This is a genomic window from Paenibacillus sp. FSL H8-0280 (genome assembly GCF_045040665.1).
Taxonomy (GTDB): domain Bacteria; phylum Bacillota; class Bacilli; order Paenibacillales; family Paenibacillaceae; genus Paenibacillus; species Paenibacillus xylanexedens_A.
Map to the genome: position 1 here is coordinate 1,673,649 of NZ_CP150296.1, position 24,212 is coordinate 1,697,860.

Consider the following 24,212-nt stretch of genomic DNA (forward strand, 5'->3'; position numbering starts at 1 on the left):
GATTCATAGGATATGTTATCCCATAGCATTGGAGGTGTTACTCATGGGCGTGTTTCTCGATATGAGAACTTCGATGAACTCGGCAACCGTAGGACAGCCCGGTTTATCTCTAAGTCCATCCCCGGAAGCATTCGGCGCAATTGGTCTTCAGACCCAAGGTGTGGTGAACCCCATTATTACTTTGAACGGGACAGTAGGTGTTACGGGAGAACTGGGAGATACCTTTGTTGTAGAGCTGGTACGGGGATTCCTATATGATCCTTTCTATGTGATCTACCGTGCTGAAGGTACGATTGGACAGAATGGCGGTGCCGAATTTCATTCGTTCACTGCTCAGGATCTGTCTGCACCACCAGCATTGGAAAGTGTGTATACTTCGTTCATCTCGGGCGTGTCCACAGCAGTAAGAACCGGGCCGGAGATGTTATACGGTATTGCAGCCACCGGTTAGTAGTGAAAGGCGAAATATAACAGGCAGAGTGCTTCGTCATCACTTCTGTTGACGGCAGAGTTCGCTTCATACCCCAGAAACGCAAGACAATGCAGCGATAGGTTTCGACTAGCGCTCAGCAAGAAACCCCCAGCTCAAGAAGTCGGGGGTTTCTTGCCGTACAAGCATCTGTACATTTCAATGTAGCTCACTCATCTGAAGGAAGTGCCCGTGTGGATCAGTTGGCACGGCCTTTCAGAATGATGTTGTTGGCTTTGCCAAAGTCGATGGCAACTTTGCCTGCGAGTGCAGCTGTTCGCTCCGCAAGGATAACCGCGTTGACGCCACAGGAGAAGAGAGCGACATCGAAGGAATGTTGATTATTCTGAATCCAATGCAGCGTTTCATCCATTTGATCATAGCTGTCGAAGGGCAGGGCAGTCACAATGTTTAGATTATACGGCTCACGTTCGAGCATGACACGCAGAGCCTCAATCTCACGAGTAACGAGCAACACACGCTTGCCTGCAAGCATCTGCCAGAAACGCGGATTCTGCGCCAGTTCCCGATTGACACAGGCGTGACAAGTCATCGGAGGAGAGATGCCAAAGTGTGCAAATACCATGTCGGTCAGGGGTCTTTTGAGATAATCGGGAGCATTAATGGTGCTGTCACCACGAGGAAGAATGCCCACGATATCGGCACGTTGCAAGGAAGCGGCGACTTCATCCCGTAGTTTCGGGTTGGGAAGACGAAGTCCCTTTTGCCCTAAGTTGGCTTTCTTGGCCCAACGCTCCTGAAGGACCTGTTCCGTGGGCCATACGGTTTCTTGAGACATGACGATATTCTCGCCATCACCGACTCTTACAAGAGACAGCGGTCGGTGTTCCAGAAGTGCCGCTTCGAGCTGATCAAGCACACCTTCCATTTCAAGATAGATCGAATTCATATGATGGGTTGCCTCCTTTGAAAATTGAACTGTTCTATTCTATGTTGCGACTACCGTAACGATATGTACGTTCGACCCAAAGGGCGCCATTCTTGGTTGAATATCAATCTATTTATATGAAAGTTAGTACATCTGTCGGTACCGCTTCTATCAACGTTTCATACGATATAGAGTGCTGGATTCACAAGCGAGATGTGGCTTGTAAGCGATCAGATAGATAGAGGATGGTCTTCGTAGGAAGACGGCATCAAAACTATGAAAACAGTCTGTATCCGACAAACGGAACTTGCAGCGTTCATGAGGAGGAATGTTATGTCCAGGAAAGTTGTGATTGAGATTAACTTCAACAATTATGGGATGGACCCGCAGCGATTAACGCGGGAATGGCTGGAGCGTCGGATGAGCATCTTCCGCACGTTCACATTGCATTGCCTGAAGGCGCAGACGAATCAGGATTTCCTCACAGTGGTGAAGTTGTCCAAGGAATCCGGGGAATTAATGCAGGAGATTCTGGCGGGTCAGGAGCCGCTTCCTTCCAATATTCGTTTTGGAACCAATATGGAGAGTGTACGTGCCATTTTGGCGTTTGCCAATGGTTCGGAGCAACTCTATATTGCCCGTCTGGATTCGGATGATTTATACCATAAAACCTTTGTTCAACAGCTCTACGATATTCAACCACAGCCGCAGACGATGGCACTGATTAACCAGAACGGATATCTGTGGGACAGTGTGAATAACGAGATGGCCCCAGCGTTTCACCGTTCTCCACAGTTCTATGTCTACTTATATAAGACAACCGAATACGCAGCAGGATACCGGGTCAAGCTCCCGGGCAGAGGTACACATGGCAATGTCATTGAACTGCCGCACGAGCTGCTTGCTCCGCGCAATTATGTCAACATCGTGCATTCGAGCAATACTTCAACCAAAAAGGTACCGCCCAAAGACCGGTTAAGCCGGGATGAGATGGCACAGGTACTACGCGAATTCATGATCTGATCAGGGAGGGACTCATCCATGATTCAAGGACAAACGATTCTGATCACCGGAGGAACAGGCTCCTGGGGTCAAAAGCTGACTGAGGTACTGCTGGAGCAGGACCCGGCTGAGATTCGCCTTCTGTCACGTAATGAATACGCCCAGATTGCGATGCAGCGAGAGTTCAACCATGATCCGCGTCTGCGATTCATCATTGGGGATATCCGCGATTATCGGGCAGTGGAAGATGCATGCAGAGGTGTGGATGTGCTCTTCCATCTGGCTGCGCTGAAGCATGTTCCGGTCTGCGAGGACCAGCCGGATGAAGCGTTCAAGACCAATGTGATCGGTACCCAGAATATTATTCGGGCTGCGATACGCATGCAGGTTGCCAAAGTCATCGATGTGTCCACCGATAAGGCGGTAGATCCGATTAACGTATATGGCATGACAAAGGCTTTGGGTGAAAAAATGATGATCCGTGCCAACTGGCTGAGTGAAAGCACCCGGTTTGTCTGCATCCGCGGCGGCAATGTGCTTGGAACCAGCGGTAGTGTCGTTCCCTTGTTCCGTCGTCAGATTAATGAAGGCAAGAGCCCAACCATTACGGACAAAGGCATGACCCGCTTTTTCCTGACGCGTACCGAAGCCATACATTTACTGCTTAAGGCGGCGGAGGCGGCGGTGGGCGGGGAGACGTTTGTGATGAAAATGAAAGCTTGCAAGATGACGGATCTGGCCTCCGTCATGTTGGAACAGGCAGGTCGTCCATCCTTCGATTATAAGGTGACGGGCATACGTCCAGGCGAGAAATTACATGAAGTGTTAATCTCGCCCTTTGAAGCGCCGCGTACGTACCAATACGATGCACAGTATTACGTCATCCTGCCGGAGCACAAGGACAAGGGACTGACCGATCAGTACAGCAGTCTGCCTCGTGTGAACTTCTCCGAGTATCGCTCGGACAGTGCCATGATGAACAAACCAGCGATTGCCCGGTTTTTGCGTGCAGGCGGTTATATCGATTAGGGTGTGTCTCAAAACTCGTTCGGAGTTTTCAGACACACCCACCGAGAGGAGGTGGAGCGTTTGGAGGTGGAAGGAATGGAAGAAAATCATCAGCACAACCAGCACGAAGGAAATGAAGAGTTACAGCAACGTACCCTAATACAACATATTAATGACCGCTCCCTGAAGGCTGTTGTCATCGGTCTCGGTTATGTTGGTTTACCCATGGCCGTAGAGATGGCACAGGCCGGTTATCAAGTCCACGGGATTGATATCGATACTTCGAAGGTAGCCAAGCTGAACGCCGGGAATTCGTATGTCATAGGTATAGAAGATGATGTTGTGCAGTCGCTTATGCAGGCTGGATTATTCACGGCAAGCACCGATTATGCTGCGGTGGCACAGGCCAATGTGATTGTAATCTGTGTGCCCACCCCTCTGACTGCCGAGCATCAACCGGATATCTCATATATCTCGGCGGCGGTGGATGGCATGACTCCGTATTTGCAGGAAGGCAGCCTGGTTATATTGGAAAGCACGACCTATCCGGGCACAACGGAGGAACGCGTGAAACAACCGATTGAAGCGGCAAACGGCTGGCGTGCTGGAGAACAGTTCTACGTCTGTTATTCTCCAGAGCGGGTAGATCCGGGCAGTGTACATTATGGTGTGAAAAATACCCCGAAAATCATTGGCGGCTCCACACCCGCTTGTCTGAATTATGGTAAACAGTTCTACGGCTCGTTCCTCAACGAAGTTGTTCCGGTTAGTTCAACAACGGTAGCGGAGACAGCAAAGCTGTTCGAAAATACATTTCGCAGTGTCAACATTGCACTTGTGAATGAGCTGACCCCGGCCTGTGAACAGATGGGGGTAAACATCTGGGAAGTACTGAATGCGGCGGCAACCAAGCCATTTGGTTATATGCCATTCTATCCAGGCCCCGGCATCGGCGGGCACTGTATCCCAATCGATCCGATCTATCTGTCCTGGGCTGCAAACCGTCAGGGATCCGAACTGCAGTTCATTCAGCTGGCGGATGCAACCAATCGGCAAATGCCAGAGAGAGTGGTGAAGCGTGCCGCGGAGCTGCTGGAGCAGAATGGTGTATCTGTGCGAGGAGCACGTGTTGTACTGGCGGGTATGGCTTACAAAAAAGACATTGACGACTTGCGTGAATCACCAGCGCTGGACGTTTTTCGGCTACTGAGCGCAGCGGGCGCAGATGTGGTTTTCACCGATCCAATGGTGCCTGTCTTCCGTAAGGATGATGGTACAGTGCTGCATTCTAGTCCAGCAGTGCCAGAATTGTGGACAGGAGCTGATCTGGTGATCATCACCACGGATCATTCTGGATTCGATTATCAGGAGATGGTGGATCATGCAAAGCTAATTTTCGATACACGCAATGCAACGGCCGGATGCCACGGGGGAAATATTGTGGTACTGGGTCAGCCTGTACGTCATGAGGCGAAGAGAGTTTACGAGCAACAGGAACGAGTAGAAGGGTCCGGGCAAAAAGAGGAAGTCAAGGTGGCAGTCGAGGGCGCCTTAACTCGCCGTGAAGCTGCGATCGATCCCGACGAGGATCCGGGAGATGCCCATGGCAAATCATGATCGTGTAAGCGAACGCTATTACGGCGAGATTAATTCTGAAGATTCTCATGAAGCGACGAGAACGCGTATCCACTGGATGTGCCGTGAGGCAACAGGCAAACGCATCCTGGATGTCGGGTGCAGTCAGGGCATTACGTCGATTTTGCTGGCACGTGAAGGATTTCGTGTGACCGGTATTGATCTGGAAGAAGAGAGCATCCGATATGCACAGGAAGAGCTTGCTAAAGAGTCCAGGCCCGTCAGGAACAATGTGGATTTTCGGATGCTGGACATTACGCAATGGAAAGTCAGGACTACCTTTGACTCGGTGCTGCTTGGAGAAGTGTTGGAGCATTTTGCCCATCCGGAGACGTTGTTGATCCAGATTTATCGGCTGTTGCAAGAAGATGGGACGTTGGTTGTGACTGTGCCGTATGGGTATCACCCGTTCTATGACCACAAGCAGACCTTCTATGCGGGAAGCCTGGCCATGACCCTGATGCCGTATTTTGAAGTCTTGAAACTTGAAGTTCATCATAAATATCTATGTTGCGTGGCCCGCAAACGTCGGAGTACACAACTGCATATGTCACCGACTTTGGATCAACTGTTGGAGTGGATGGAGCTGGATCATGTCCATTTTGCCGAGGTGGAACATCAGCACCTCCGTGTAATGAAGCAGCGCAAGAAGGCACTGGACAGTGCAGTGGAGCAGGTGAAACGGCTTCGCCGACAGGAGAGTGGGGAAGGGTAGCCGTGTTGTTTAGTGTGACGACAGAGCTATTCTATGTTCTAACGAATCTCACACACCTTATTTTGATGATTTTGGAGAGATGAGAAATGTAACGAATCTCAGCGGCGCTATTTCATCTGAAAGCTGCGATAAACGACGAATGGATGCCTATAATGCGATAATAGCGGGTCTCAGATTCGTTACATTTTCTTAGTGGCTGAAATACACCAAATAGCGTCACCTCAGTTCGTTAGCCACAGTGAAAATGAAATGAATTCCGTGACCAATACCAAATACCAAAATAAATTGGACTAAACATTTACACGAAACGGAGAAGACAGAAAGAATATCAAGAAGCGGAGCTAAAAGTGTTCTGAATGAAAGCTGCATCGGAAGCATATGATTCGCCTTTATCCCCGGATTACCCTTTATAAAAGGAATTAAAAAAATGGGGATAACAACGATCGCAAAGTTTTTGTCATCGGAGTGTCCAGTGTAAATCTCTTTTAGTTCAACTTACGATAGTACTTTGTTCGAAGTATTTAACCAACGAAAGAACAAATCCGTTATGAAATTTCGCAATACGCGTACGACAGGAAGGGGCTCAAAACGTGATCACCATCAGTCTGTGCATGATTGTGAAGAACGAGGAACGCACGCTTGCGCGCTGTCTGGATTCGGTTGCTGGCATTGCGGACGAGATCGTCATTGTGGATACCGGTTCATCGGATCGCACGATGGATATCGCTGCGCAGTATACCGACCAGGTCTATACGTATGAATGGAAGGATGACTTTGCCGCAGCGCGGAATGAGTCATTCGCCAAGGCCACTCAGGAGTATATCCTGTGGCTGGATGCGGATGATGTGCTGCTGCCCGCGGAACGGGCGAAGCTGGAGGTGTTGAAGCAGCAGCTTCCGTCCGGGGGGAAGACGGAAGCTGTGATCTTGAACTACACGCTGGCCGAGGGAGCGGAGGGGAGTCCACTTGTGACGGACCGACGCCTTCGCCTGGTCAAGCGGGATGCCGGGTGCCGCTGGCATGGCCGGCTGCACGAGCAGCTCAGCTTCCCGCGAGGCGAAGTCATTACGGCAGACATTGCCGTCACGCATCGCCGCGAAGCGGGACATCATTCGGCGCGAAACGTGCGCATTCTGCGCAAATGGATCGCCGAAGAGGGCGTAGCCCAAGATCGCCTGCTGTTTTATTATGCAGGCGAATGTTATGACCGCCAGCGTTATGCGGCGGCGGCACGCGGGTACGCGAAGCTGCTGGAGCAGCCAAGCGGTTACCGCGAGGATCGCCTGATTGCCTGCGCGCGGTTAGCGGAATGTTATGAACGACTGGGTGAGCCGGGCCGTAAGCTTGGCGCATTGCTGCAGTCGTTCCAGTATGATCTGCCACATGCCGATTTCTGCTGCGCCATTGCGGCCTGTTTCCATGAGCGCCAGGAACCCGTCTCGGCGATCTACTGGTATATGCAGGCGGTGGACGTGAGCAGCCGCGATCCGGGTCTGCGCCCGGTGCCTATGGCTTGCCGTACATGGCTGCCACATGCCCGTTTATCCCTTTGTTATGCTCATCTGGGCAACTGGGAGCAGGCACTCATGCATAACACCAAAGCCCGTGAGTACTTGCCCAACGATCCCGGATTGCTTGCCAATCGGCAGAAGCTCGAAGTGGTGGTACGCAAGGAGATGAAGGAGCGGGAAGAACGTGGTGAAGTATCACCTCGTAAGTAGGGAGACATATTGGGACAGATGAGGACAGAAGAGTTTGAAGTGTGGAGTAGATATAGAGAAAATAGATTGGAGTAGAAGTGAAATAACAACAAAAACTATTTCGTTGCTGGTAGGATGCGATAGGACGGATCAGTGTGAAAATAAGGGTTGAGCGGAAATAGAGTGTAAGGCACAATTGCGAGCAGAAGCAGAAGCAGAAGCAGAAGCAGAAGCAGAAGCAGAAGCAGAAGCAGAAGCAGAAGCAGAAGCAGAAGCAGAAGCAGAAGCAGAAGCAGAAGCAGAAGCAGAAGCAGAAGCAGAAGCAGAAGCAGAAGCAGAAGCAGAAGCAGAAGCAGAAGCAGAAGCAGAAGAGGGTTAAGAGGTAGAATAGATATAATAGATAAGTTATGTGCTGCTATATATTTAAAGTTCCATAGCTACGAAGTTGTTAGTGAAGAAGCATATCAAACCACCAATGAAGTATAAGTAAATAAACGATAAAATGTAGAACAAGAGTAGCCCCGCTTAACCGAAAGAGTCGGTGAGTGGGGCTTTTAATGCTTCTCGTGCTACGTGTATCTCCTACCAAGATCTAATGAAGATTGGCATGTGGAGAAAATTTCACAAGGCTTACAGAGCGTTGGAACTTTGACATGCGGTGCAGTGAGGACTACGCATCAAGATGAGACTTCGAGTATATAGGGCCGTCACATTAGCTGTTAAGTTATTTTACTTTTCGGGTGCCGGGCATCGCACAGACTGGTCTTTCATTCGTATGCTTTTGCACGCCCAGCCCCATCCATCATATATTTCGTTATCGATATTGAGGGTAATGGTCTCATCCGTGTACTCATTCCAGTTTACAATCCGGAGTGTGTTTTCACTTTCCCATTCGAGATGGTTATTTCCGGGGTGCTCGGCACGATAGATCGTTTTTACCGTGGCGTTCTCGGGGGCATTTGTCTTCTTAACATCGACCCAGATCGTAATCCCGCCTGCGGCACCACCATAGGGCACACCATAAATCTCGGCAGTATAGTCACCATTCCGTGATTGCATGGAATAACTCAGTTCCCCCAGCTCGGAACGGTCAAATGTGGAGAAGTATGGACGGAGCCAGAAATATAGGAATATGGCAACAAACAGTACAAGAATCAATAATGTAAATGCGGCGAAAAACGGGTGTCTACGTATCCAAGGTTTGCGAGAATCTTTATGGGAAGAACTTGCATTCGCTTGAGTATTTTGAGTCATAAGCATCGAACCTCCACCTACAGTGAAATTTGCTTTGCAGGAATATAAATGTCCATTTCTCCGTAGTGGTCCTGAGCCAGACTGCCATCAATTCTTTCAAAATAGTATGGATCACTCTTCTCATACCCTGAATGGCTCTGCCAATATTCATCAATAAATGTCCAGACACTGTCCAGATGATCAATATTGATCAGACTTGGATGGAAATCACAGACAAATTTGAATACGGCATACTGGTTGGCCGGGACCTCAATTCCGTCCAGTTCTTCAGGGATATGATCCAGACTGGTGACTTCTACAGACGGCTGATACGTACTGTAATCCTCGTTAATTTCATTGGTAAATCCAATATATACGTTGGGTTGCAGGACGTTAGGAATCGAATGAAAGTGTTTTTCAAAAAAGTCGTTGCCTGCTGAATTGGCTTCATAGTGCTCTTCATTATCTGCATACCGAATATGGGATCGTTGTCCAATGAGTTTCATGGCCGGTTTTCGTACATAAGTTGGTGTGAAAATATATCCGTACGGAAGCATCGTGATCATGGACGAAGTCATGCGGGCTGTGAATTCAAGGTCTCCAGCTCCCTGTTTGCGATACTGCAGGGGTGTAATGCCGAAGGCTTGTTTGAAAGCACGTATGTAGGATTGTTCATGTTCAAAAGCGTAATGTCCACTGATATCGATAATCTTCCAGTTCAAATTTACCAATTGCTCCAGGCTGCGTGCCAATTTGCGTGAACGAATGTATTCTCCAGGCAATTGTCCGCTTACATGTTTGAACATGCGATGCAGGTGGAATTTGGATATATGAGTCACAGATGCCAGATGATCCAGCGTTAATTTGTCTTGAATATGATCTTCTATGTAGTCGAATAGCTTATCCAGTGTGTCTAGCAGATCGTGTTGCATATCAATCTCCCTACTTCTAATAGTACTTACAGCAATAAATGTTCATTTTTTCCTTATCACCGATGATATCATAACTAAGTACATAATTTAATGACAAGATTGGAGAAACCATCCATGTTTGCTGACAAAAGAACTTATACTACGTTAGGCATGTTAACTCGATTATGGACACTAACGGGCAAGTACCGTATGTTCATCATTCTGTTACTTTTCGCCGCATGTTTGGTCTCCCTGATTGAGGTAGGTTATTTGGAATCGATCCGAAGACTGGTCAAAGGCGCGACTGAAGCACAGTTTTCGTTACTCTACTCAGGGTTGATCATAGGCGTTAGCATTGTCGTATTACGATTGATTGTAACCGCATTCATGACGAGGGTCGAGACGTTATTCCAGCAAAAGACATTATTGTCTGTGCAGTCTCTACTGCTCTCATCCTTTAGCAACACAGAGACACGTGATCTGGCACATTATCATACGGGTGACCTAACCTCTAGGGTCTGGACTTCAGCCAAGGAAGCACAGAAGGGGATCAACCAACATGGCATTGAACTCGCGAAAAATATCATTCAGCTGATTCTTGCCTTTGCTTACTTCAGCTGGGTGAACTTGCCGCTGTCGTTGGCTATCATTGCATTCACATTGATCTATCCTCTTGTAACGGTAGGACTTGGTAAACGTCTACAAATACGGCATGATCAGTTAAATGCCAGCGCAGCGTCAAGAGATGAGATACTGACTGAAATCATCCAAGCCCCAGTTGAGATCCGAAGTTACGGACTCGCGGGTTATGTACACCATCATTTCAAAGATCGAATGGATCAAGTGTTCAGACATACGATGTCCGTATCTGTGTTACAACGACTTTCGGAAGCAGCCGGACGGGTCTCGACGTATGGTGGCATGATTCTGATTCTCTATCTAGGCGGCATGCAGGTCCTGAATGGACATATGGATGTAGGCGGACTGGCAGCTTTTTTGGTAGCAAGCAGTCAATTAACACGTCCGATTGAATCGTTATCTGGGCTGTGGAATGATTTTATTGGCTCGGCTTCTCATGCGTCCAGAATCTTTGAAGTGCTGGATTTGGAGAGAAAGAACACGGTTGCTAATACCAGTACAAATACAAATGTACGGTCCGATACGTATTTAGTGCAGCTTGAAAAACAATCTAAACCGGCTGGTATCAACGTGCAGCATGTGTCTTATAGGTATGCGGAGCAAGAAGAAGTGTTAACAGATATTTCTTTTGAGGCCAAGCAAGGAAAGCTTACTGTAATCACAGGGCCAAGTGGATGCGGGAAAACCACGTTATTGAAATTAATAGCCGGATTAGATGATACACCTGTTACTGGTTCGATTCAGGTCATGAATCAGAAGAATCCACTGAATGGTGTGAACGAAGTTCAGACAGCACATGTCAATCAGGTTTATGTTCCACAACAAGCCTTTATTTTCACAGGTACAGTGGAAGAGAATATTGTTTTTGGACAAGAGGGGATATCTGCCGATCAATTAAAGGTTGCCGCCCACATGACGCTTGCACATGACGCGATTATGCGTCAATCGCTCGGCTATGGGACAGAGCTTCAGCCACAAGGCGGGACGATGTCGGGTGGTGAGCTTCAGCGTATTAGTCTAGCCAGAGCGATGCTGAGGAACCCGGATATTCTATTGTTGGATGAACCGACGTCATCTCAAGACCCGTGGCATGAGCAACGATTGAATGATCTCTTTGCCCGAATCACTGCTGACAAAGGCACAACGGTTATTGCAGTTACACACCGATTATCGCTGATAGAACGGGCAGATCAGGTCATCTATATTCAGAAGGGACGCGTCGTAGATACGGGAACTCATCGTGAATTGCTGGATCGGCCAAACGGATATCGAAGTTATATTGCGGAGCAGGATACGGAAGTGGAGGAACAGCATGAGTAACAAGATCGAAGATGCAGCATATGTCGATGACGTTGAAATGAAAAGCAGTCATGAGAAAAGTGGAGCATATGAAATAAATGAAAATAATGAAAATGAAAAGTCTGAAATAGAAGCTCATCATCAGATGAACGAAAGTGATGTTCCAGATGACCCAAAGCAAGCTGTATCATTGGCAACGGTATGGCCCATTATTTTTCGCTGGATGAAGCCTTATGGATTAGCTGTAGCGATCTTGCTCATTTTTATCGCAGTAGATGCGGTCTTTGATTGGGGACTTGCCTTTGTACAGGGATTCTTCGTGGATGCTATTCATGATGGGGGACAGGAGCAGTTAAACGCTACGGCGATGATCTTTATCGCCATTCTGGCAGGGTTTATTGTATTACTCGCGATGCATCGTTATGTGCTGGTATGGCTCAAGGAATCGATGCAACGGGATATGTCCATGGATCTGTTGAAACTGTTAAACCGGATGCCCTATTCCTGGGTGCGCAGACAGAAGTCCGGGGATGTGATGCTTCGCCTCAAAGAAGACACCAAGCATGGTGCAGAAGTTGTGGAGGCTATTGCAGAGGGTGTTACGGTTGTATTCATCATTGCTCTATCGCTGGGTTACTTGTACAGAGCAGATGCATGGGTTGCGGTTATTGCCTTGGCAAGTGCAGGGGCAATCTGGTTTACGGCGAGGTTGTATGATCAGCGAATTGTACATCTGTCCGATGAGGTCGAATCCAGGGAAGGCGAATCCCAAGAACAGATCCAACAGTATGTTGAAGGGATACCGGTGATTCAGATGTATAATGCTTCACCGTGGTTTCTCGCTCGTTTTCGGACACAACAGCAATCACTGAATCGTGTTCAGGCTAAGTTGCAGATGACCCTGAGCATGTCGGATAACGTGGCGATGGCGGTGTTTGGTCTGGCTCAATTGGCAGCGTTGTTCCTTATTGCGTTGTCAGCGGCTAGGGGAACTTTGTCTCCGGGCATGGTTGTTGCAAGTAGTCTGCTGTTTGAACTGGTGGTGTGGCCAGTACTCGGCTTGTCCAGCCAGTGGAGTCAGATGCAAGCCAGCGTGGGTGCATTTGGACGTATCTCTGCATGGTTGAAATTGGCGGAGAACAAGAAGACAGACACATCCAATACTAAGCACGAGGAGCTTGCACAGGGAATTTGTAACCAAGATCAAGGGAGTACACAAAAAGGGGCACATAAAGAGAACGAAATTGCTATGCTACGTCTTCAACAGGTTACGGTAACCGATGAAAACAGTGGTCGGAAGATTTTAAATCAGATTACGCTTAATCTGGTTCCTGGTGAACTGGTTGCGGTAGTTGGCGCCAGCGGTGCTGGCAAATCTACACTGTGCCAAGTGTGTGCAGGGCTTATCGAGCCAACAAACGGAAGCGTATTGCTGGGTGATAAACATGTTGCAGAGTATGTAGAGATGGATGACCAGTCCAGACTGACGTATATGCCGCAGACACCAACTTTTTTCACAGGAACGATTGAAGATAATATTCGTCTGAGTTCAGACGTTACATTGGACAGAGTGAAGCTTGCGGCAGAGCAGGCAGGTTTGCATGAATATATAGAGGCACAGGAAGGACAATACGCGGCAATGTTACATGAGAAAGGGGCCAATCTATCTGGAGGCCAACAACAGCGACTGTCGCTTGCCAGACTCTTTACGAGGTCATCTGATCTGTATATTCTGGATGAACCAACGTCATCACTGGATATTCAGACAGAACAGAACGTAATGAATCACTTGCTGAACTTTATGAAAGGCAGCATAGGATTGCTTGTCACACATCGCATGGAGGTTGCTCGCCAGTGCTCTCGCATCCTTGTGATGGAACATGGCCGAATTGCCGAGGATGGAACGCATGAACAACTGATGCAGAGGAAAGGATTGTATTATCGTATGAATGCAAGAGGCGGTGATACAACATGAATGAATCTGGGGTTAAGAAAGTAATGGATACGCTGGAGTTCTTGAGTCAGGATCGGGAGGTACGTCGGCTGTATGAAGAGCGGCAGAAGTATTTGCATGATGAAGCTTCCATGATTGAGTGGGCTACGGAAAAGGGCATAGCAAAAGGCGAACAAAAGAAGGCTATAGAAATTGAGAAAAACATGCTCTCATTAGGGATCGAAGTTTCTGTTATTGCAAAGGCCAGTGGCTTGCCGGAGTCTGAGGTAGAGTCGTTAAAAGATTAAAGTGAAGTTATAAGGTGTGGTAGGTTCACCAGATGAATGGGTACGGGTACACTAGCATGATATGAGTGTGATTTGTGAATAAAAGTTTAATGCAATCGTTTTGCCTACCTATGGCAGGACGGTTGTTTTTATTTTGATGAAGAAGCTTCAAACGTTTTACAGTAAAACGCGGTTGCTCATTCGGGGCTGGGCCGTTAAACTAAAGGGAGCGGCGTTTGCTTGACGGACAAGTCATGAGAACGCCATTTTGTTGTCAAGGATGCGGCATATGAGCTGCTTTCGGATGTCAGAATCGGATCGGACCAAGCTGGTGGAGAAACACCGGTGATAAGTAAGGAGTCTTTACATGAGTGTGCAAACACCTACATTAGAAGAAGCGCAGGGTCTCCTGCAAAAATATTATGGCTACCCCGACTTCCGTGAGGGACAGAAAAAGATTGTAGCCAGCCTGCTCGAACGTGAAGATACGTTGGGTATTATGCCAACCGGGGGCGGTAAGTCGATCTGTTATCAGATCCCCGCCCTGTTATATTCGGGTCTGACACTTGTTGTCTCCCCGTTGATCTCATTGATGAAGGACCAGGTCGATGCGTTGACGACCGCCGGAATTGCTGCCGCGTATATTAATAGTACACTTAGCGGCAAAGAAGTGAATGATCGCATCCGCGCGGCGCAGCGCGGTGAGCTGAAGTTGCTCTATGTCGCGCCTGAGCGACTGGAGCTGGATTGGTTCCGCGAGGAGATGGGCCATTTGCCGATCTCTTGCGTTGCCGTGGATGAGGCCCACTGTGTATCGCAGTGGGGGCATGATTTTCGGACAAGCTACCTGGCGGTAGCGCCGTTTGTGGACAGTTTGCCGGAGCGGCCGGTAGTTGCGGCCTTTACGGCTACAGCGACGCCCGAGGTCATGGGCGATATTCTGCGGTTGCTGCGTTTGCAGGACCCGCAGACGTATGTGACCGGACTTGGGCGGGATAATCTGGCGTTTAGCGTGCTGCGCGGCGAGAGCAAGAAGGACTTTGTCCTGAATTATGCGCGTGAGCATGCTAGCGAGCCGGGCATTGTGTACGCCGCGACTCGTAAGGACGTGGACGATCTGCATCAGCGTTTGTTGCAGGCGGGATTGCCCGCAGGACGCTACCATGCCGGGATGACGGACGATGAACGGTCCCAGAGCCAGGAAGCTTTTTTGTACGATGATATCCGAGTGATGGTGGCGACCAATGCGTTCGGGATGGGGATTGATAAGTCGAACGTACGTTACGTTATTCATAACAGCATGCCGAAAAATATGGAGGCATACGTGCAGGAAGCCGGACGTGCAGGCCGGGATGGAGAGCCAAGCCAGTGTATTCTGTTATTCGGGGCACAGGACATTATCACCCAGAAGTTCCTGATTGAGCAGAATCCGATGGACGGCGACCGCAAACAGAACGATTACCGGAAGCTGCAACAGATGGTGGATTACTGTTACACAACGCGTTGTCTGCGCAGTGCGCAGCTGGATTATTTCGGTGAGGTGCATGACGATACGCCTTGCGGTATTTGCAGTTCCTGTACGGACGACCGCGAGCTGGTAGACATGACGATTGATGCGCAGAAAATATTCAGCTGCATTCACCGCATGCGTGAACGGTATGGTGTATCGCTGGTCGCTTCGGTGCTCAAAGGCTCCCGTGCCAAAAAAGTGCTTGATTACGGCTTCAACTCTCTACCAACTTACGGCGTGATGGGTAATCGGACAGAGCGCGAGATATCGGAGATCATCAACGTGATGGTATCCGAAGGATATCTGATGTTGTCCGAGGGACAGTATCCGGTTGTACGTTTGCAACCACTAGCGGTGGAAGTGCTCAAAGGCCAGCGTGAAGTGATGCAACGTGTCGTCCGCAAGACAGCGGCAACGGCTTCGGGTACGAACTATGGCGGACGTCGTGGACGCGATGCAATGCCATCTGCGGTTAATGAGACGGTATTTGAACAACTTCGTCTGATCCGTCGTGATCTGGCGGCGAAAGAGCATGTACCATCGTACATTATCTTCAATGACGCGACCCTGCGTGAGATGAGTGTGGTATGTCCACAGACAGAACGTGACATGCTGGATATCAAAGGGGTCGGCGAGGTCAAGTACCGCAAGTACGGACTGCCGTTCCTGGAGTTTTTCCAAAAGCAATCGGGTGAAGAAGTGGATACGGATGACGATGCGTTTTACGAGTATGAGTGAGTATGAAATGAGTAAGAGTAAGAGTGAATTGAGTATGAATTGTTAATTTTCACTTTCTAATCTTTTAAGTTGGTTGTCGCGTCTCTGTAGAGTGGACAAATGGTGGCGAATTGTCTTTCAAAGGGTGGACATTGGCGTTAGGAATGGCCGACCGTATCGTATACAACATGTAGGTTCGAGGTGCGGGTTTTGTACTGTATGTTGTGGTTTTTGTTTGGTGAGGTGTATATGTCTTTTTGAAAAGAGTGTCCACTCTTTGAAAGACAAAAGTTAGATATGTCCATGAGACATGGAATGGCTAGTTCAAAAGAGGTTTAGATGAACAGCATCCGGGGCAGGATGGCTGTGCAGCTTTCTTTTTACCAAAAAAATATGGTCTGGGTGTCCAGGCAAAGGTTGTGAACCATGAAGGTTATTCTTTCTACATTAAATGCAAAGTACATCCATACCTCCTTGGCCTTGCGGTGTCTGAAGGCATACAGTGAGAAGGATTTTGATATTGACCTGGCGGAGTATACGATCAAGGACCCGGTGATGAATATTGTGTCTGATCTGTACCAGCGCGGTGCGGACGTGATTGGTTTCTCGTGTTACATCTGGAACATTGAAGAGACGATCAAGGTCATTGATAACCTGAAAAAGGTTATGCCGAACGTGAAAATTCTGCTGGGCGGACCGGAAGTGTCCTACGACACGGAATATTGGATGAACCGGATTCCCAATGTTGATTTCATCGTTATGGGTGAAGGGGAAGAGACACTGCATCAGCTGTTGATGGAACTGGAAGGAAGCAAGAAGTTCCACTTCGTGTATGGACTGGCGTATCGCAAAGGGGAAGAAGTCATTCTCATGCCAGGACGGCCAAAAGCGGATCTGAACGATCTGCCTTCACCGCATCGATTTGAAGAGGATATCCCGGAGCTTGGGAAACGGGTTGTTTATTTTGAGACCAGTCGGGGCTGTCCGTTCAGTTGTCAGTTCTGTCTGTCCAGTATTGAAGTGGGTGTGCGGTATTACGATATTGAGCGGACAAAGTCGGACATTCTGTACCTGATCGAGAAGGGTGCAAAGCTGATCAAGTTTGTGGATCGGACGTTCAACATCAAGCGGGATTATGCGCTCGAAATGTTCAAATTCCTGATCGAGAATCATCAGGGGACGGTGTTTCAGTTTGAAATTACGGCGGATATCATGCGTCCGGAAGTGCTGGACTATCTGGCAGAGAATGCGCCGCCAGGCACATTCCGGTTCGAGATCGGGGTTCAGTCTACGAACGATCCGACAAATGAACTGGTGAAACGCCGCCAGAACTTTACCAAGCTGAGCCGTACGGTCAACAAGGTCAAAGCTAGCGGCAAAATCGATCAGCATCTGGATCTCATCGCCGGACTGCCTGAGGAAGATTACAATACGTTCCGCAAAACGTTTAACGATGTGTTTGCACTGGGGCCGGAAGAGCTTCAGCTGGGATTCCTCAAAATGCTGCGTGGTACAGGTCTGCGTCTGGATGCGGAAAAGTACAACTATACGTATATGGATCACGCGCCGTATGAGATTCTGGGCAGTGATGTCCTGCCGTTCAGCGACATCGTGCGCCTGAAGCGTCTGGAGGATGTGCTGGAGAAATACTGGAACGCACACCGAATGGATCATACGCTGAAGTACCTGATGGAGCAGGAGTTCAACTCGCCGTTTGATTTCTTCCAGGCGTTTGGGGATTACTGGGAGGGTCAGGGTTGGCAGAAGATTGGTCACCAACTGGAGGATCTGTTTACTCGTCTGCACAGCTTCCTGGAATCACGGAACACGCCGCATATGGATATCGTGCTCGGCTTGATGAAGCTGGACTATTTCCTCGGCCACAAATACAAACCACGCAAAATCTGGTGGGAAGATCCGCTCCAGAAAGACCAGTGGGCGGGTTATATGAAAACGTTGGCCGAACGTCCGGAAGACGTTCGCCTGCCACGTGTTGCCGGTGCCGCAGGCACGGCTTGGTTGGAAAGCAGCGGCACGGGTCCGAGTGCCGCTGTGGCAAGTCCGGCTGCTGCCGAGGAAGACGCTGCCGCAGATGCGGCGGGTGTGATCGGCAGCGAAGCCGGGGGTGCAGCGTCGCTCACTTCGGGCGACGCAACAGGGTCCGCCGCGGATGGAGCGGCGGACATGGTGGACGGCAACGCTTCGCGTGCGTTGCCGATGACCTCGGCCATGACCGCACAGACGGTCATGGGTGCCCGTGCTTTCGCCGACCTTGGTCTCGGCGAAAAGGAACTGCAGAAGCACACCGTATTAGATGTGCTTCCGTTCCGGCTTGAGCGTGTGCTAGCTGGCGCCAGCCCGCTTGCCGCGAAAGGCCGGACGCTGCTGGTCGTTGTGTACCAGCAGCATGAAGGGCAGCAGGCGCAGTATTACACGCTGCCGCTGGGAGAAGAAGCCGCTGCCATGTAGATGCAGCGGCTTGAGATAAGCTACATGGCTAATTGGTGCCATGCAGCAAGAGAAAGCGCCACGACTATGAGGTCGGGGCTCTTTTTTTTACAACAGCAAAGCTCTCATATTAAGGTGCTGTAAAACCATAGAAGACACGGAGGCCACAGAATGGATCTGAAGACATACCTGGCAGAGCATTTTCCAAACCTGACCTTAGAACCGCCTCTTTTTTATAATTGGGATGCTGCAATACGATTCGAACTTGGCAATCCACTGATGTTTGGAACGAATACGGAGCATTACATGGAACAAGTTTATCAGCGATCAATTGAATTATTTAAGGCTCTTCATGATCAAGAAGATGAAGTCCTATTAATAACTCAAGCTTATTTTGCAGATAAGGCTAAACACAAAGTGAAGAAATTGAACCTGTACAGAAAATATATCAAGAAGAAAGGGCCGATTAGAGCCTTGAGACTTGAGATATTTCCAGGTTTGGATTGTGAAACGGATGACATCCCAGACCCAAGAAACAACATGTATAGGTACTGGACTAAATGTAGAGTTGAGGACTTGAAATATAATCAGTTAATCAAAGCTATATGTAATCATGATGTTGGAATTAAGCCAAAGATTTATCATAGGGTGTATTTCATTAATATAAGTAAGAAAACGATATTTCACATCTATGATGATAGAGGTTGCGATGTTATTTCAGCATCAAAGGAAGAGCTGAGGGGTATTTATAAAGAATTTAATGATTGGATTTTAGATTATGATCGAGACAGAATTAACAATGTATTTCTAGGATAATACAGAAAAACCTAAAATTTAATTAATCATAATCTCTAATAATTGTGGAAGAATCAATAAAATATTCTAGGTAGCTGAGAGAAGCTAGATACAAGTTATACTGTAATATTCATGCATTAGGCCATTCGTACTTGTTGGGTTAGAGAAAAGCAAAGAAGCCGGGGACTTAACCACACGGCTTCTTGTAGATGATTTTTCAAAGAAATTGTAATGTTGCAATAAGGAGATTCTATCTGCACCAAAGGGTGTTGTAAATTGTTAAGCTTATCGCTGTTTTATTTTATCTAACGGTACGTTAATGCTTGTTGATTCGATTGGGGTTATAGTGGTTCCGTCTTGTCCAATTAAGGAAATCGTTATTTCTATAGAGTCTTGATTATCCAAATCTATAGAAATTGATCTACGCTGAAACTCATCAAACAGGCCTTCTGTTTTAACAACGGTATCTTCTTCAAACAAATTACCATTTTCATCTAGGATCGTAACTTGGAAAATTCGATCTGGAATTTTTTTTGATTGATTCGGTTGATAGTCTCTTTTACTGTACCATAACCCAAATTGTAGTTTTTTTGAAGTTGGTAGGTAGTAGAGCTCTGTAAGATGTATATTTGGATTCTTTAAATCTTGATTCTGTTCTGTAAGCTGAATTGGTTCTTCATCGTTATTATATGGAGTATCCCATTGTAATGGCAATGTCGAACCCGTTTTGAGAGCGATTAGTTCCCTGTCAGCATACCAATAAATCCCTACTAGAATTATAATGACTGAAAAAAGTGAAATAATTAGTTTTCTTTTCACATAACATCCCTACCATCTTTAGTTAATAACCTAACTGTCCTACTCCGTGTATCCAAGATTTAAATTGATTTAAAACCCCATTGTAGTTATTAATTTCCTTACTAGCAACTAGAGTGTTGGACATATCTAAAACAGAAGTTTTCAGATGTGATTGCACAGGGGTAATGTATTATTTGAAACACAGGTTTGGAAAGAAATTTAAGAGTGTTCCGATGTAAGGAGTATGGATTATGGATAAAAAAGAAAAGAAGTTTATCATTGCTATGATTGTACTTGCTGTAGTTGTATTAGGAGCTATATGGTACCTAAAAGTAGGCTATCTATTAAAGAAACCGGAGATGCCCGAAGCAAATATTGCAATTCAGACCCAAATGGTCGATGGTGGTGCGATTAGTTTACGAAATGCTGATTACACCGAAAATCAAATCAAGGTTGGATATGAAGTGAAAGGGTTCAGTTTGGAGGAATATAATATTGCTTGTAAGCTTTATCGTGACGGACATTTGATTTCAACTTCTGGCTCAACAGGTGGAGGTTTGATAGAACTGGACGAAAAGCATTATTACTTCACCGGTTATGAGAATATAACTGAAATGAATCTTCCTGAGTCTATACATCTAAACGTGGAGATTAAAGTGATACCCAATGATTTTAGGCAAAAATCGATAACTTCATCATTTGACGTTAGTCTTGATAAAAAAGTGAAATAGATTGAAGGGGGCAGCTATGTCCGCAAAGGTCACCGTTTTTTGATGAAAACCTTAATTCAAATGGTACTTCTTCGTGACAGAGTCCCGGAAAGTTTCGTATTCTGATAACGCTTGTGTAGTGGAGGATTGAGGCACACTATATTGAGTTATCCCTTCAAGGCTGAATTTGCCTAGGTTATCATTGATTAATCCATAATCACCAAAGGAGTTTTTCATCAAGAAAAGCACACTTTTATCACCCTTCTGCAGTTCTACATAGTCATCAACTGTATATTTGACGTCTCCTTCGAGACTAACGGGTTCAATGATCGTCAATTCGTTCTGATCCGAAGGGAAATCTTCGGGTTTCTTCAATACCTTTTCAATCTTAATGTTTGTATTGGTGTGAAAGGATTGCATGGTCCCATCATCAAATGCAGTAATAACATGCTCTCGATCTCTGAAATCTTCTGTTGCATAACCAATAACGATCAGTTCAGCAAACGCATCCAGCTTATCTATTTCATGAAATGTTAAAGAGTTGGCTGAAAGGTTGACGACTTTATGAATGGGCACGTCCGGTTTCGATTGACCACTTGCGTAAGCGATTGCAACAGCAGAGATAGCCAATACAAATAAAGAGATTAGTACAACCTTCCTTTTGAAAAAAGACATGATCTCATCCTCTTCGTTAGATTTAACTTCTTTTGAAAGCATCTTGCTTCATTTCTACTATACACATATCCGAAAATTATTGTAAATTAAATGTCTGACAGAATATCAATCCTGAATTAATTCAGAATCTAAAATATGGTGGCACCATGAAATTGATTTTTGGAACGGAAAGACAAAATATGTTGAAAGACCTAAAGCGTGACCATAAATTTGATAGAAGAAATTCAAGGAGGGTCCTATGAAGACCATCGTTTATATGGTTAGGCATGCGGAGTCACCGTATACGGAAGGAACGGAAAGAACGAGGGGGCTTACTCTGGAGGGCAAGATGAATGCAGAACGAATAACGGAAATATTAACGAATGAAGGAATACATTCCATTGTCTCAAGTCCTTATGCCAGGGCTATTCTAACCTTAGAGGGTATGGCAGCAGCGTTAGGATTAGATATTCAGATCATGGAGGATCTGCGGGAAAGGCATTTTTCAGATAATATGATTGCGGATGAAGAGTTCGAGCCTGCTTCGAAGAAGATGTTTGATGACCCGGATTATGCATTGCCAGGAGGCGAGTCGAACACGGTTTGCCAGAATAGAGCAGTGGGCGTGTTGAAACAGATTTTAGAAGAATACAAGGGTAAAAAAGTGGCGATCGGCACACACGGACATGTAATGACGTTGATGATGAATTACTTTGATTCGAGTTACGGATTGGATTTTATGAATCAAACCAAGAAACCGGACATTTATCGATTACAATTTGACGAGATGGAATTAGAGAACGTGACAAGGCTATGGAGCGAATGGGGTGAAAGTGAATAGGCGTGAACGCTTGTTCATAATTTTGGTTACAGGTAAAGTATAGATATAATTGAATTTTAGAGGGGTGACTCCAATGACGTTACAAAACTTGTTTCATCAAAAACCAACGAAGTTATGGAATGAAAGAATGATTGAAGGCGGAGATGAGCTCTTCACAGAAGAGAGATTACTCAAGTCTGATCAAGCCCTGGATACATATTTGCACCAATTAATAGCATTACAAGAAACGAAAGATTGTGAGCGCATGATGAAGGCTGTAGAAGAAGTTGTGCTTATGTTTAATGAAATGAATGAGGCCAATGGTTACTTTATTGAGACGATGGAACGTGAAGAATTGGCTAATTTTATAGACAAGGCGGCTAGGCTGGCTGGTTTAGACATTCAGGAGGATGAAGATATTACGGAAGAATGGAGAGAATGGTAATTCGGCAGAACAGTGTTTTCCAATTTTAATGATAAGGGTGATAGATATGGAACGAGGACTCATTATATTTTTGAACGGAACGTCAAGTTCGGGGAAGACCAGCATCGCGATGGAAATGAAAAATCAGGAAGATATTCCGTTTCATCATCTGTCTGTAGATCAATTTTTGCATAATTATGATCAGTTTATCGACAATACATATCCAGATATGAAACCAACAAGAGAAGTGGAACACCATGTGATGGCAGATATCCTGTTCGACCCGATCAATTCGATGTACTGTGCAACCATTAAACTGTTTTCGGAAATGGGTTTGAATGTCATCGTGGATACGGTCATCAGCAATGACAAGTGGTTTAACGATTTTTATGATTTACTATCGGATTATCCGATAATGTTTGTAGGCGTGCAGTGCTCAAAAGAAGAACTCACCAGAAGAGAGCAGAGCAGGGGAGATCGCGAGATTGGACTTGCCCATTCCCAGTTTGATTACATCTACTCCTATGATGAATATGATCTGGAAGTAAATACGGAAGAGCTTAGCTCAGCTGCATGCGCGGAAAAAATATTAAGTTGTATGAAGTCTGATCAGGAATACTTGGCATTTAAGAAGCTAAGCAGAAGAGACTGAAGCTGATTGCGTCAGATAATATGATATCCATTCCAATGAAAGTTAGGGATTCGGCCAAATCTTTTTCTTAGAGTTGCCAGGACCTAATAAGTAGATTTCATCAACATTCCCATAAGGATTAGAAAATGAAATTGTGAAGTCTTTACTACCACCGATAGGAAGTTTACTGCCTTTAATCTGAATGAATAATGAATTGTTATGATGTGAGAGGTAGTAGTCGTGATATCTGCTAATACTGTCTGCAAATCCACCTTTTATAGTAATAAGCTCAGGAGAAACTTCAGTTCTCGCAACCATAATCTCGTCAGGATCGACAACCTTGTTCAACATATAAAATCCAATGATAATAGGAACAACGACAATAATAACTGCGCTAACAATAATGCTAAACTTCATGTTTGGTCGCATACTCATGATTCACCTCATAATTAGATGATATGAATCGATGTCTCAATACTCATTGGGCATCGATTTATTGTATTTAATCAGAACAGAATTCTACGTTTAGCAATAGGAGAATCATTTAAATCATATACTAATTCATTTTTGTGTATAGAGATAGGGGGAAGTCACGGATGGAAACTAAAGCTAAGAAGCCTGAAGACCATATCCAAGATATGTTGCAGGTGATCATCGAAAAAACTCAATCCATCATTAACGATCAAGGAAAGCAGTCCTTCGGCTCACTGGAATATTTCCTGGGACATATTTTAGAGTATTGTGATGATAAGAAATACCTGACAGATGAGTGGCATATCCGTACACCGCGCTGGTTAGGGGAGTATGGCAATACGCCAGAGGAAGAAGAGCTTCTTTCAGACATTTACCGACTGCAAGCGTATATCGCTGAGAAATTAAAGAGCGGATAAATGGCTCACCATGTCGCATTAGTCCGGCTCAAATGTCGCAAAAGTACATGGTAACGCGATGCGGAGATCGTATATACTCTCTTTATGTTTCGATA

The 24,212-nt window shown here is 46.4% G+C and carries 24 protein-coding genes; 18 read left to right on the forward strand and 6 right to left on the reverse strand.

From position 1 onward, the window contains the following. Positions 1–43 precede the first annotated feature (43 nt). Positions 44–451, forward strand: a complete 408-nt coding sequence (locus MHI12_RS07435; RefSeq protein ID WP_074094052.1) for a hypothetical protein — start codon at positions 44–46, stop codon at positions 449–451. Between the two features lie 217 nt (positions 452–668). Here MHI12_RS07435 and MHI12_RS07440 read toward each other — a convergent pair whose 3' ends face one another. Further along, entirely contained in the window at positions 669–1,379 is a 711-nt protein-coding gene (locus tag MHI12_RS07440) for a GT-D fold domain-containing glycosyltransferase (protein WP_405171989.1), read from the reverse strand. A gap of 312 nt (positions 1,380–1,691) precedes the next feature. Here MHI12_RS07440 and MHI12_RS07445 point away from each other — a divergent pair, with 312 nt between their 5' ends. The 6 genes from MHI12_RS07445 (at position 1,692) to MHI12_RS07470 (ending at position 7,797) form a co-directional block, all read left to right on the forward strand. After that, positions 1,692–2,381 carry a glycosyltransferase gene (locus MHI12_RS07445; protein WP_405171990.1) on the forward strand — a complete coding sequence of 230 codons (690 nt, stop codon included), beginning with the start codon at positions 1,692–1,694 and terminating at the stop codon, positions 2,379–2,381. Positions 2,382–2,399: 18 nt separating this feature from the next. Further along, positions 2,400–3,389, forward strand: a complete 990-nt coding sequence (locus MHI12_RS07450; protein ID WP_405171991.1) for an SDR family NAD(P)-dependent oxidoreductase — start codon at positions 2,400–2,402, stop codon at positions 3,387–3,389. Between the two features lie 75 nt (positions 3,390–3,464). Next, positions 3,465–4,985 (forward strand): nucleotide sugar dehydrogenase, encoded by a 1,521-nt coding sequence (locus MHI12_RS07455; protein ID WP_405171992.1) that lies wholly within the window; start codon positions 3,465–3,467, stop codon positions 4,983–4,985. After that, positions 4,972–5,718 (forward strand): class I SAM-dependent methyltransferase, encoded by a 747-nt coding sequence (locus MHI12_RS07460; RefSeq protein ID WP_405171993.1) that lies wholly within the window; start codon positions 4,972–4,974, stop codon positions 5,716–5,718. The genes MHI12_RS07455 and MHI12_RS07460 overlap by 14 nt, the downstream gene beginning before the upstream one ends. 590 nt (positions 5,719–6,308) lie before the next feature. After that, a complete protein-coding gene (locus MHI12_RS07465) occupies positions 6,309–7,439 on the forward strand; it encodes a glycosyltransferase (protein ID WP_405171994.1) in 1,131 nt (376 codons plus the stop codon). A 175-nt stretch (positions 7,440–7,614) separates the two neighbouring features. Further along, positions 7,615–7,797 carry a hypothetical protein gene (locus MHI12_RS07470; RefSeq protein WP_405171995.1) on the forward strand — a complete coding sequence of 61 codons (183 nt, stop codon included), beginning with the start codon at positions 7,615–7,617 and terminating at the stop codon, positions 7,795–7,797. A gap of 350 nt (positions 7,798–8,147) precedes the next feature. Here MHI12_RS07470 and MHI12_RS07475 read toward each other — a convergent pair whose 3' ends face one another. Together MHI12_RS07475 and MHI12_RS07480 are read right to left on the reverse strand one after the other, a co-directional pair. Then, positions 8,148–8,672, reverse strand: a complete 525-nt coding sequence (locus tag MHI12_RS07475) for a DUF5412 family protein (protein WP_405171996.1) — start codon at positions 8,670–8,672, stop codon at positions 8,148–8,150. Positions 8,673–8,689: 17 nt separating this feature from the next. Next, positions 8,690–9,583, reverse strand: coding sequence for a helix-turn-helix domain-containing protein (locus MHI12_RS07480; protein ID WP_405171997.1), 894 nt, complete (start codon positions 9,581–9,583; stop codon positions 8,690–8,692). 114 nt (positions 9,584–9,697) lie between these two features. Between MHI12_RS07480 and MHI12_RS07485 the strand changes: the two genes are divergently transcribed. The 6 genes from MHI12_RS07485 (at position 9,698) to MHI12_RS07510 (ending at position 19,211) form a co-directional block, all read left to right on the forward strand. Next, entirely contained in the window at positions 9,698–11,521 is a 1,824-nt protein-coding gene (locus MHI12_RS07485) for an ABC transporter ATP-binding protein (RefSeq protein WP_405171998.1), read from the forward strand. Further along, positions 11,514–13,475 carry an ABC transporter ATP-binding protein gene (locus MHI12_RS07490; RefSeq protein WP_405171999.1) on the forward strand — a complete coding sequence of 654 codons (1,962 nt, stop codon included), beginning with the start codon at positions 11,514–11,516 and terminating at the stop codon, positions 13,473–13,475. Before MHI12_RS07485 ends, MHI12_RS07490 begins: the two co-directional genes overlap by 8 nt. After that, on the forward strand, positions 13,472–13,741 hold the full coding sequence (locus MHI12_RS07495; RefSeq protein WP_405172000.1) for an Rpn family recombination-promoting nuclease/putative transposase: 270 nt from the start codon (positions 13,472–13,474) through the stop codon (positions 13,739–13,741). Before MHI12_RS07490 ends, MHI12_RS07495 begins: the two co-directional genes overlap by 4 nt. Positions 13,742–14,087: 346 nt before the next feature. Then, the gene (gene recQ / locus MHI12_RS07500; protein WP_405172001.1) at positions 14,088–15,968 is read left to right on the forward strand and encodes a DNA helicase RecQ; all 1,881 of its coding nucleotides are present in this window, start codon (positions 14,088–14,090) and stop codon (positions 15,966–15,968) included. Positions 15,969–16,373: 405 nt separating this feature from the next. After that, positions 16,374–18,416, forward strand: a complete 2,043-nt coding sequence (locus tag MHI12_RS07505; protein WP_405172002.1) for a B12-binding domain-containing radical SAM protein — start codon at positions 16,374–16,376, stop codon at positions 18,414–18,416. Positions 18,417–18,566: 150 nt separating this feature from the next. After that, positions 18,567–19,211 (forward strand): DUF3885 domain-containing protein, encoded by a 645-nt coding sequence (locus MHI12_RS07510; RefSeq protein WP_405172003.1) that lies wholly within the window; start codon positions 18,567–18,569, stop codon positions 19,209–19,211. Positions 19,212–19,475: 264 nt separating this feature from the next. Here MHI12_RS07510 and MHI12_RS07515 read toward each other — a convergent pair whose 3' ends face one another. Further along, positions 19,476–20,009: a hypothetical protein gene (locus MHI12_RS07515; protein WP_405172004.1), complete on the reverse strand. Its 534-nt coding sequence runs from the start codon at positions 20,007–20,009 to the stop codon at positions 19,476–19,478. A 230-nt stretch (positions 20,010–20,239) separates the two neighbouring features. Here MHI12_RS07515 and MHI12_RS07520 point away from each other — a divergent pair, with 230 nt between their 5' ends. Next, positions 20,240–20,719 (forward strand): hypothetical protein, encoded by a 480-nt coding sequence (locus tag MHI12_RS07520; protein WP_405172005.1) that lies wholly within the window; start codon positions 20,240–20,242, stop codon positions 20,717–20,719. Positions 20,720–20,770: 51 nt separating this feature from the next. Here MHI12_RS07520 and MHI12_RS07525 read toward each other — a convergent pair whose 3' ends face one another. After that, positions 20,771–21,373: a hypothetical protein gene (locus tag MHI12_RS07525; RefSeq protein ID WP_405172006.1), complete on the reverse strand. Its 603-nt coding sequence runs from the start codon at positions 21,371–21,373 to the stop codon at positions 20,771–20,773. A gap of 238 nt (positions 21,374–21,611) precedes the next feature. Between MHI12_RS07525 and MHI12_RS07530 the strand changes: the two genes are divergently transcribed. The 3 genes from MHI12_RS07530 (at position 21,612) to MHI12_RS07540 (ending at position 23,248) form a co-directional block, all read left to right on the forward strand. Continuing rightward, positions 21,612–22,193, forward strand: coding sequence for a histidine phosphatase family protein (locus MHI12_RS07530; RefSeq protein ID WP_405172007.1), 582 nt, complete (start codon positions 21,612–21,614; stop codon positions 22,191–22,193). A 73-nt stretch (positions 22,194–22,266) separates the two neighbouring features. After that, positions 22,267–22,617, forward strand: coding sequence for a hypothetical protein (locus MHI12_RS07535; RefSeq protein WP_405172008.1), 351 nt, complete (start codon positions 22,267–22,269; stop codon positions 22,615–22,617). A gap of 46 nt (positions 22,618–22,663) precedes the next feature. Further along, on the forward strand, positions 22,664–23,248 hold the full coding sequence (locus MHI12_RS07540) for a chloramphenicol phosphotransferase CPT family protein (protein ID WP_076327210.1): 585 nt from the start codon (positions 22,664–22,666) through the stop codon (positions 23,246–23,248). Between the two features lie 42 nt (positions 23,249–23,290). On the opposite strand, the gene MHI12_RS07545 is transcribed toward MHI12_RS07540, so the two are convergent. Next, positions 23,291–23,662, reverse strand: coding sequence for a hypothetical protein (locus tag MHI12_RS07545; protein ID WP_405172009.1), 372 nt, complete (start codon positions 23,660–23,662; stop codon positions 23,291–23,293). 161 nt (positions 23,663–23,823) lie between these two features. Here MHI12_RS07545 and MHI12_RS07550 point away from each other — a divergent pair, with 161 nt between their 5' ends. Then, the gene (locus tag MHI12_RS07550; RefSeq protein ID WP_076327208.1) at positions 23,824–24,117 is read left to right on the forward strand and encodes a hypothetical protein; all 294 of its coding nucleotides are present in this window, start codon (positions 23,824–23,826) and stop codon (positions 24,115–24,117) included. Positions 24,118–24,212: the final 95 nt, after the last annotated feature.

Bases quoted from the DNA above. Each gene is read 5' to 3' on its own strand.
- MHI12_RS07530 (WP_405172007.1), top strand. From the start codon at position 21,612: ATGAAGACCATCGTTTATATGGTTAGGCATGCGGAGTCACCGTATACG.
- MHI12_RS07540 (WP_076327210.1), top strand. From the start codon at position 22,664: ATGGAACGAGGACTCATTATATTTTTGAACGGAACGTCAAGTTCGGGG.
- MHI12_RS07440 (WP_405171989.1), bottom strand. From the start codon at position 1,379: ATGAATTCGATCTATCTTGAAATGGAAGGTGTGCTTGATCAGCTCGAA.
- MHI12_RS07450 (WP_405171991.1), top strand. From the start codon at position 2,400: ATGATTCAAGGACAAACGATTCTGATCACCGGAGGAACAGGCTCCTGG.
- MHI12_RS07550 (WP_076327208.1), top strand. From the start codon at position 23,824: ATGGAAACTAAAGCTAAGAAGCCTGAAGACCATATCCAAGATATGTTG.
- MHI12_RS07480 (WP_405171997.1), bottom strand. From the start codon at position 9,583: ATGCAACACGATCTGCTAGACACACTGGATAAGCTATTCGACTACATA.
- MHI12_RS07475 (WP_405171996.1), bottom strand. From the start codon at position 8,672: ATGACTCAAAATACTCAAGCGAATGCAAGTTCTTCCCATAAAGATTCT.
- MHI12_RS07460 (WP_405171993.1), top strand. From the start codon at position 4,972: ATGGCAAATCATGATCGTGTAAGCGAACGCTATTACGGCGAGATTAAT.
- MHI12_RS07435 (WP_074094052.1), top strand. From the start codon at position 44: ATGGGCGTGTTTCTCGATATGAGAACTTCGATGAACTCGGCAACCGTA.
- MHI12_RS07495 (WP_405172000.1), top strand. From the start codon at position 13,472: ATGAATGAATCTGGGGTTAAGAAAGTAATGGATACGCTGGAGTTCTTG.
- MHI12_RS07490 (WP_405171999.1), top strand. From the start codon at position 11,514: ATGAGTAACAAGATCGAAGATGCAGCATATGTCGATGACGTTGAAATG.
- recQ (WP_405172001.1), top strand. From the start codon at position 14,088: ATGAGTGTGCAAACACCTACATTAGAAGAAGCGCAGGGTCTCCTGCAA.
- MHI12_RS07525 (WP_405172006.1), bottom strand. From the start codon at position 21,373: ATGTCTTTTTTCAAAAGGAAGGTTGTACTAATCTCTTTATTTGTATTG.
- MHI12_RS07485 (WP_405171998.1), top strand. From the start codon at position 9,698: ATGTTTGCTGACAAAAGAACTTATACTACGTTAGGCATGTTAACTCGA.
- MHI12_RS07505 (WP_405172002.1), top strand. From the start codon at position 16,374: ATGAAGGTTATTCTTTCTACATTAAATGCAAAGTACATCCATACCTCC.
- MHI12_RS07445 (WP_405171990.1), top strand. From the start codon at position 1,692: ATGTCCAGGAAAGTTGTGATTGAGATTAACTTCAACAATTATGGGATG.
- MHI12_RS07520 (WP_405172005.1), top strand. From the start codon at position 20,240: ATGGATAAAAAAGAAAAGAAGTTTATCATTGCTATGATTGTACTTGCT.
- MHI12_RS07545 (WP_405172009.1), bottom strand. From the start codon at position 23,662: ATGAGTATGCGACCAAACATGAAGTTTAGCATTATTGTTAGCGCAGTT.
- MHI12_RS07455 (WP_405171992.1), top strand. From the start codon at position 3,465: ATGGAAGAAAATCATCAGCACAACCAGCACGAAGGAAATGAAGAGTTA.
- MHI12_RS07510 (WP_405172003.1), top strand. From the start codon at position 18,567: ATGGATCTGAAGACATACCTGGCAGAGCATTTTCCAAACCTGACCTTA.
- MHI12_RS07535 (WP_405172008.1), top strand. From the start codon at position 22,267: ATGACGTTACAAAACTTGTTTCATCAAAAACCAACGAAGTTATGGAAT.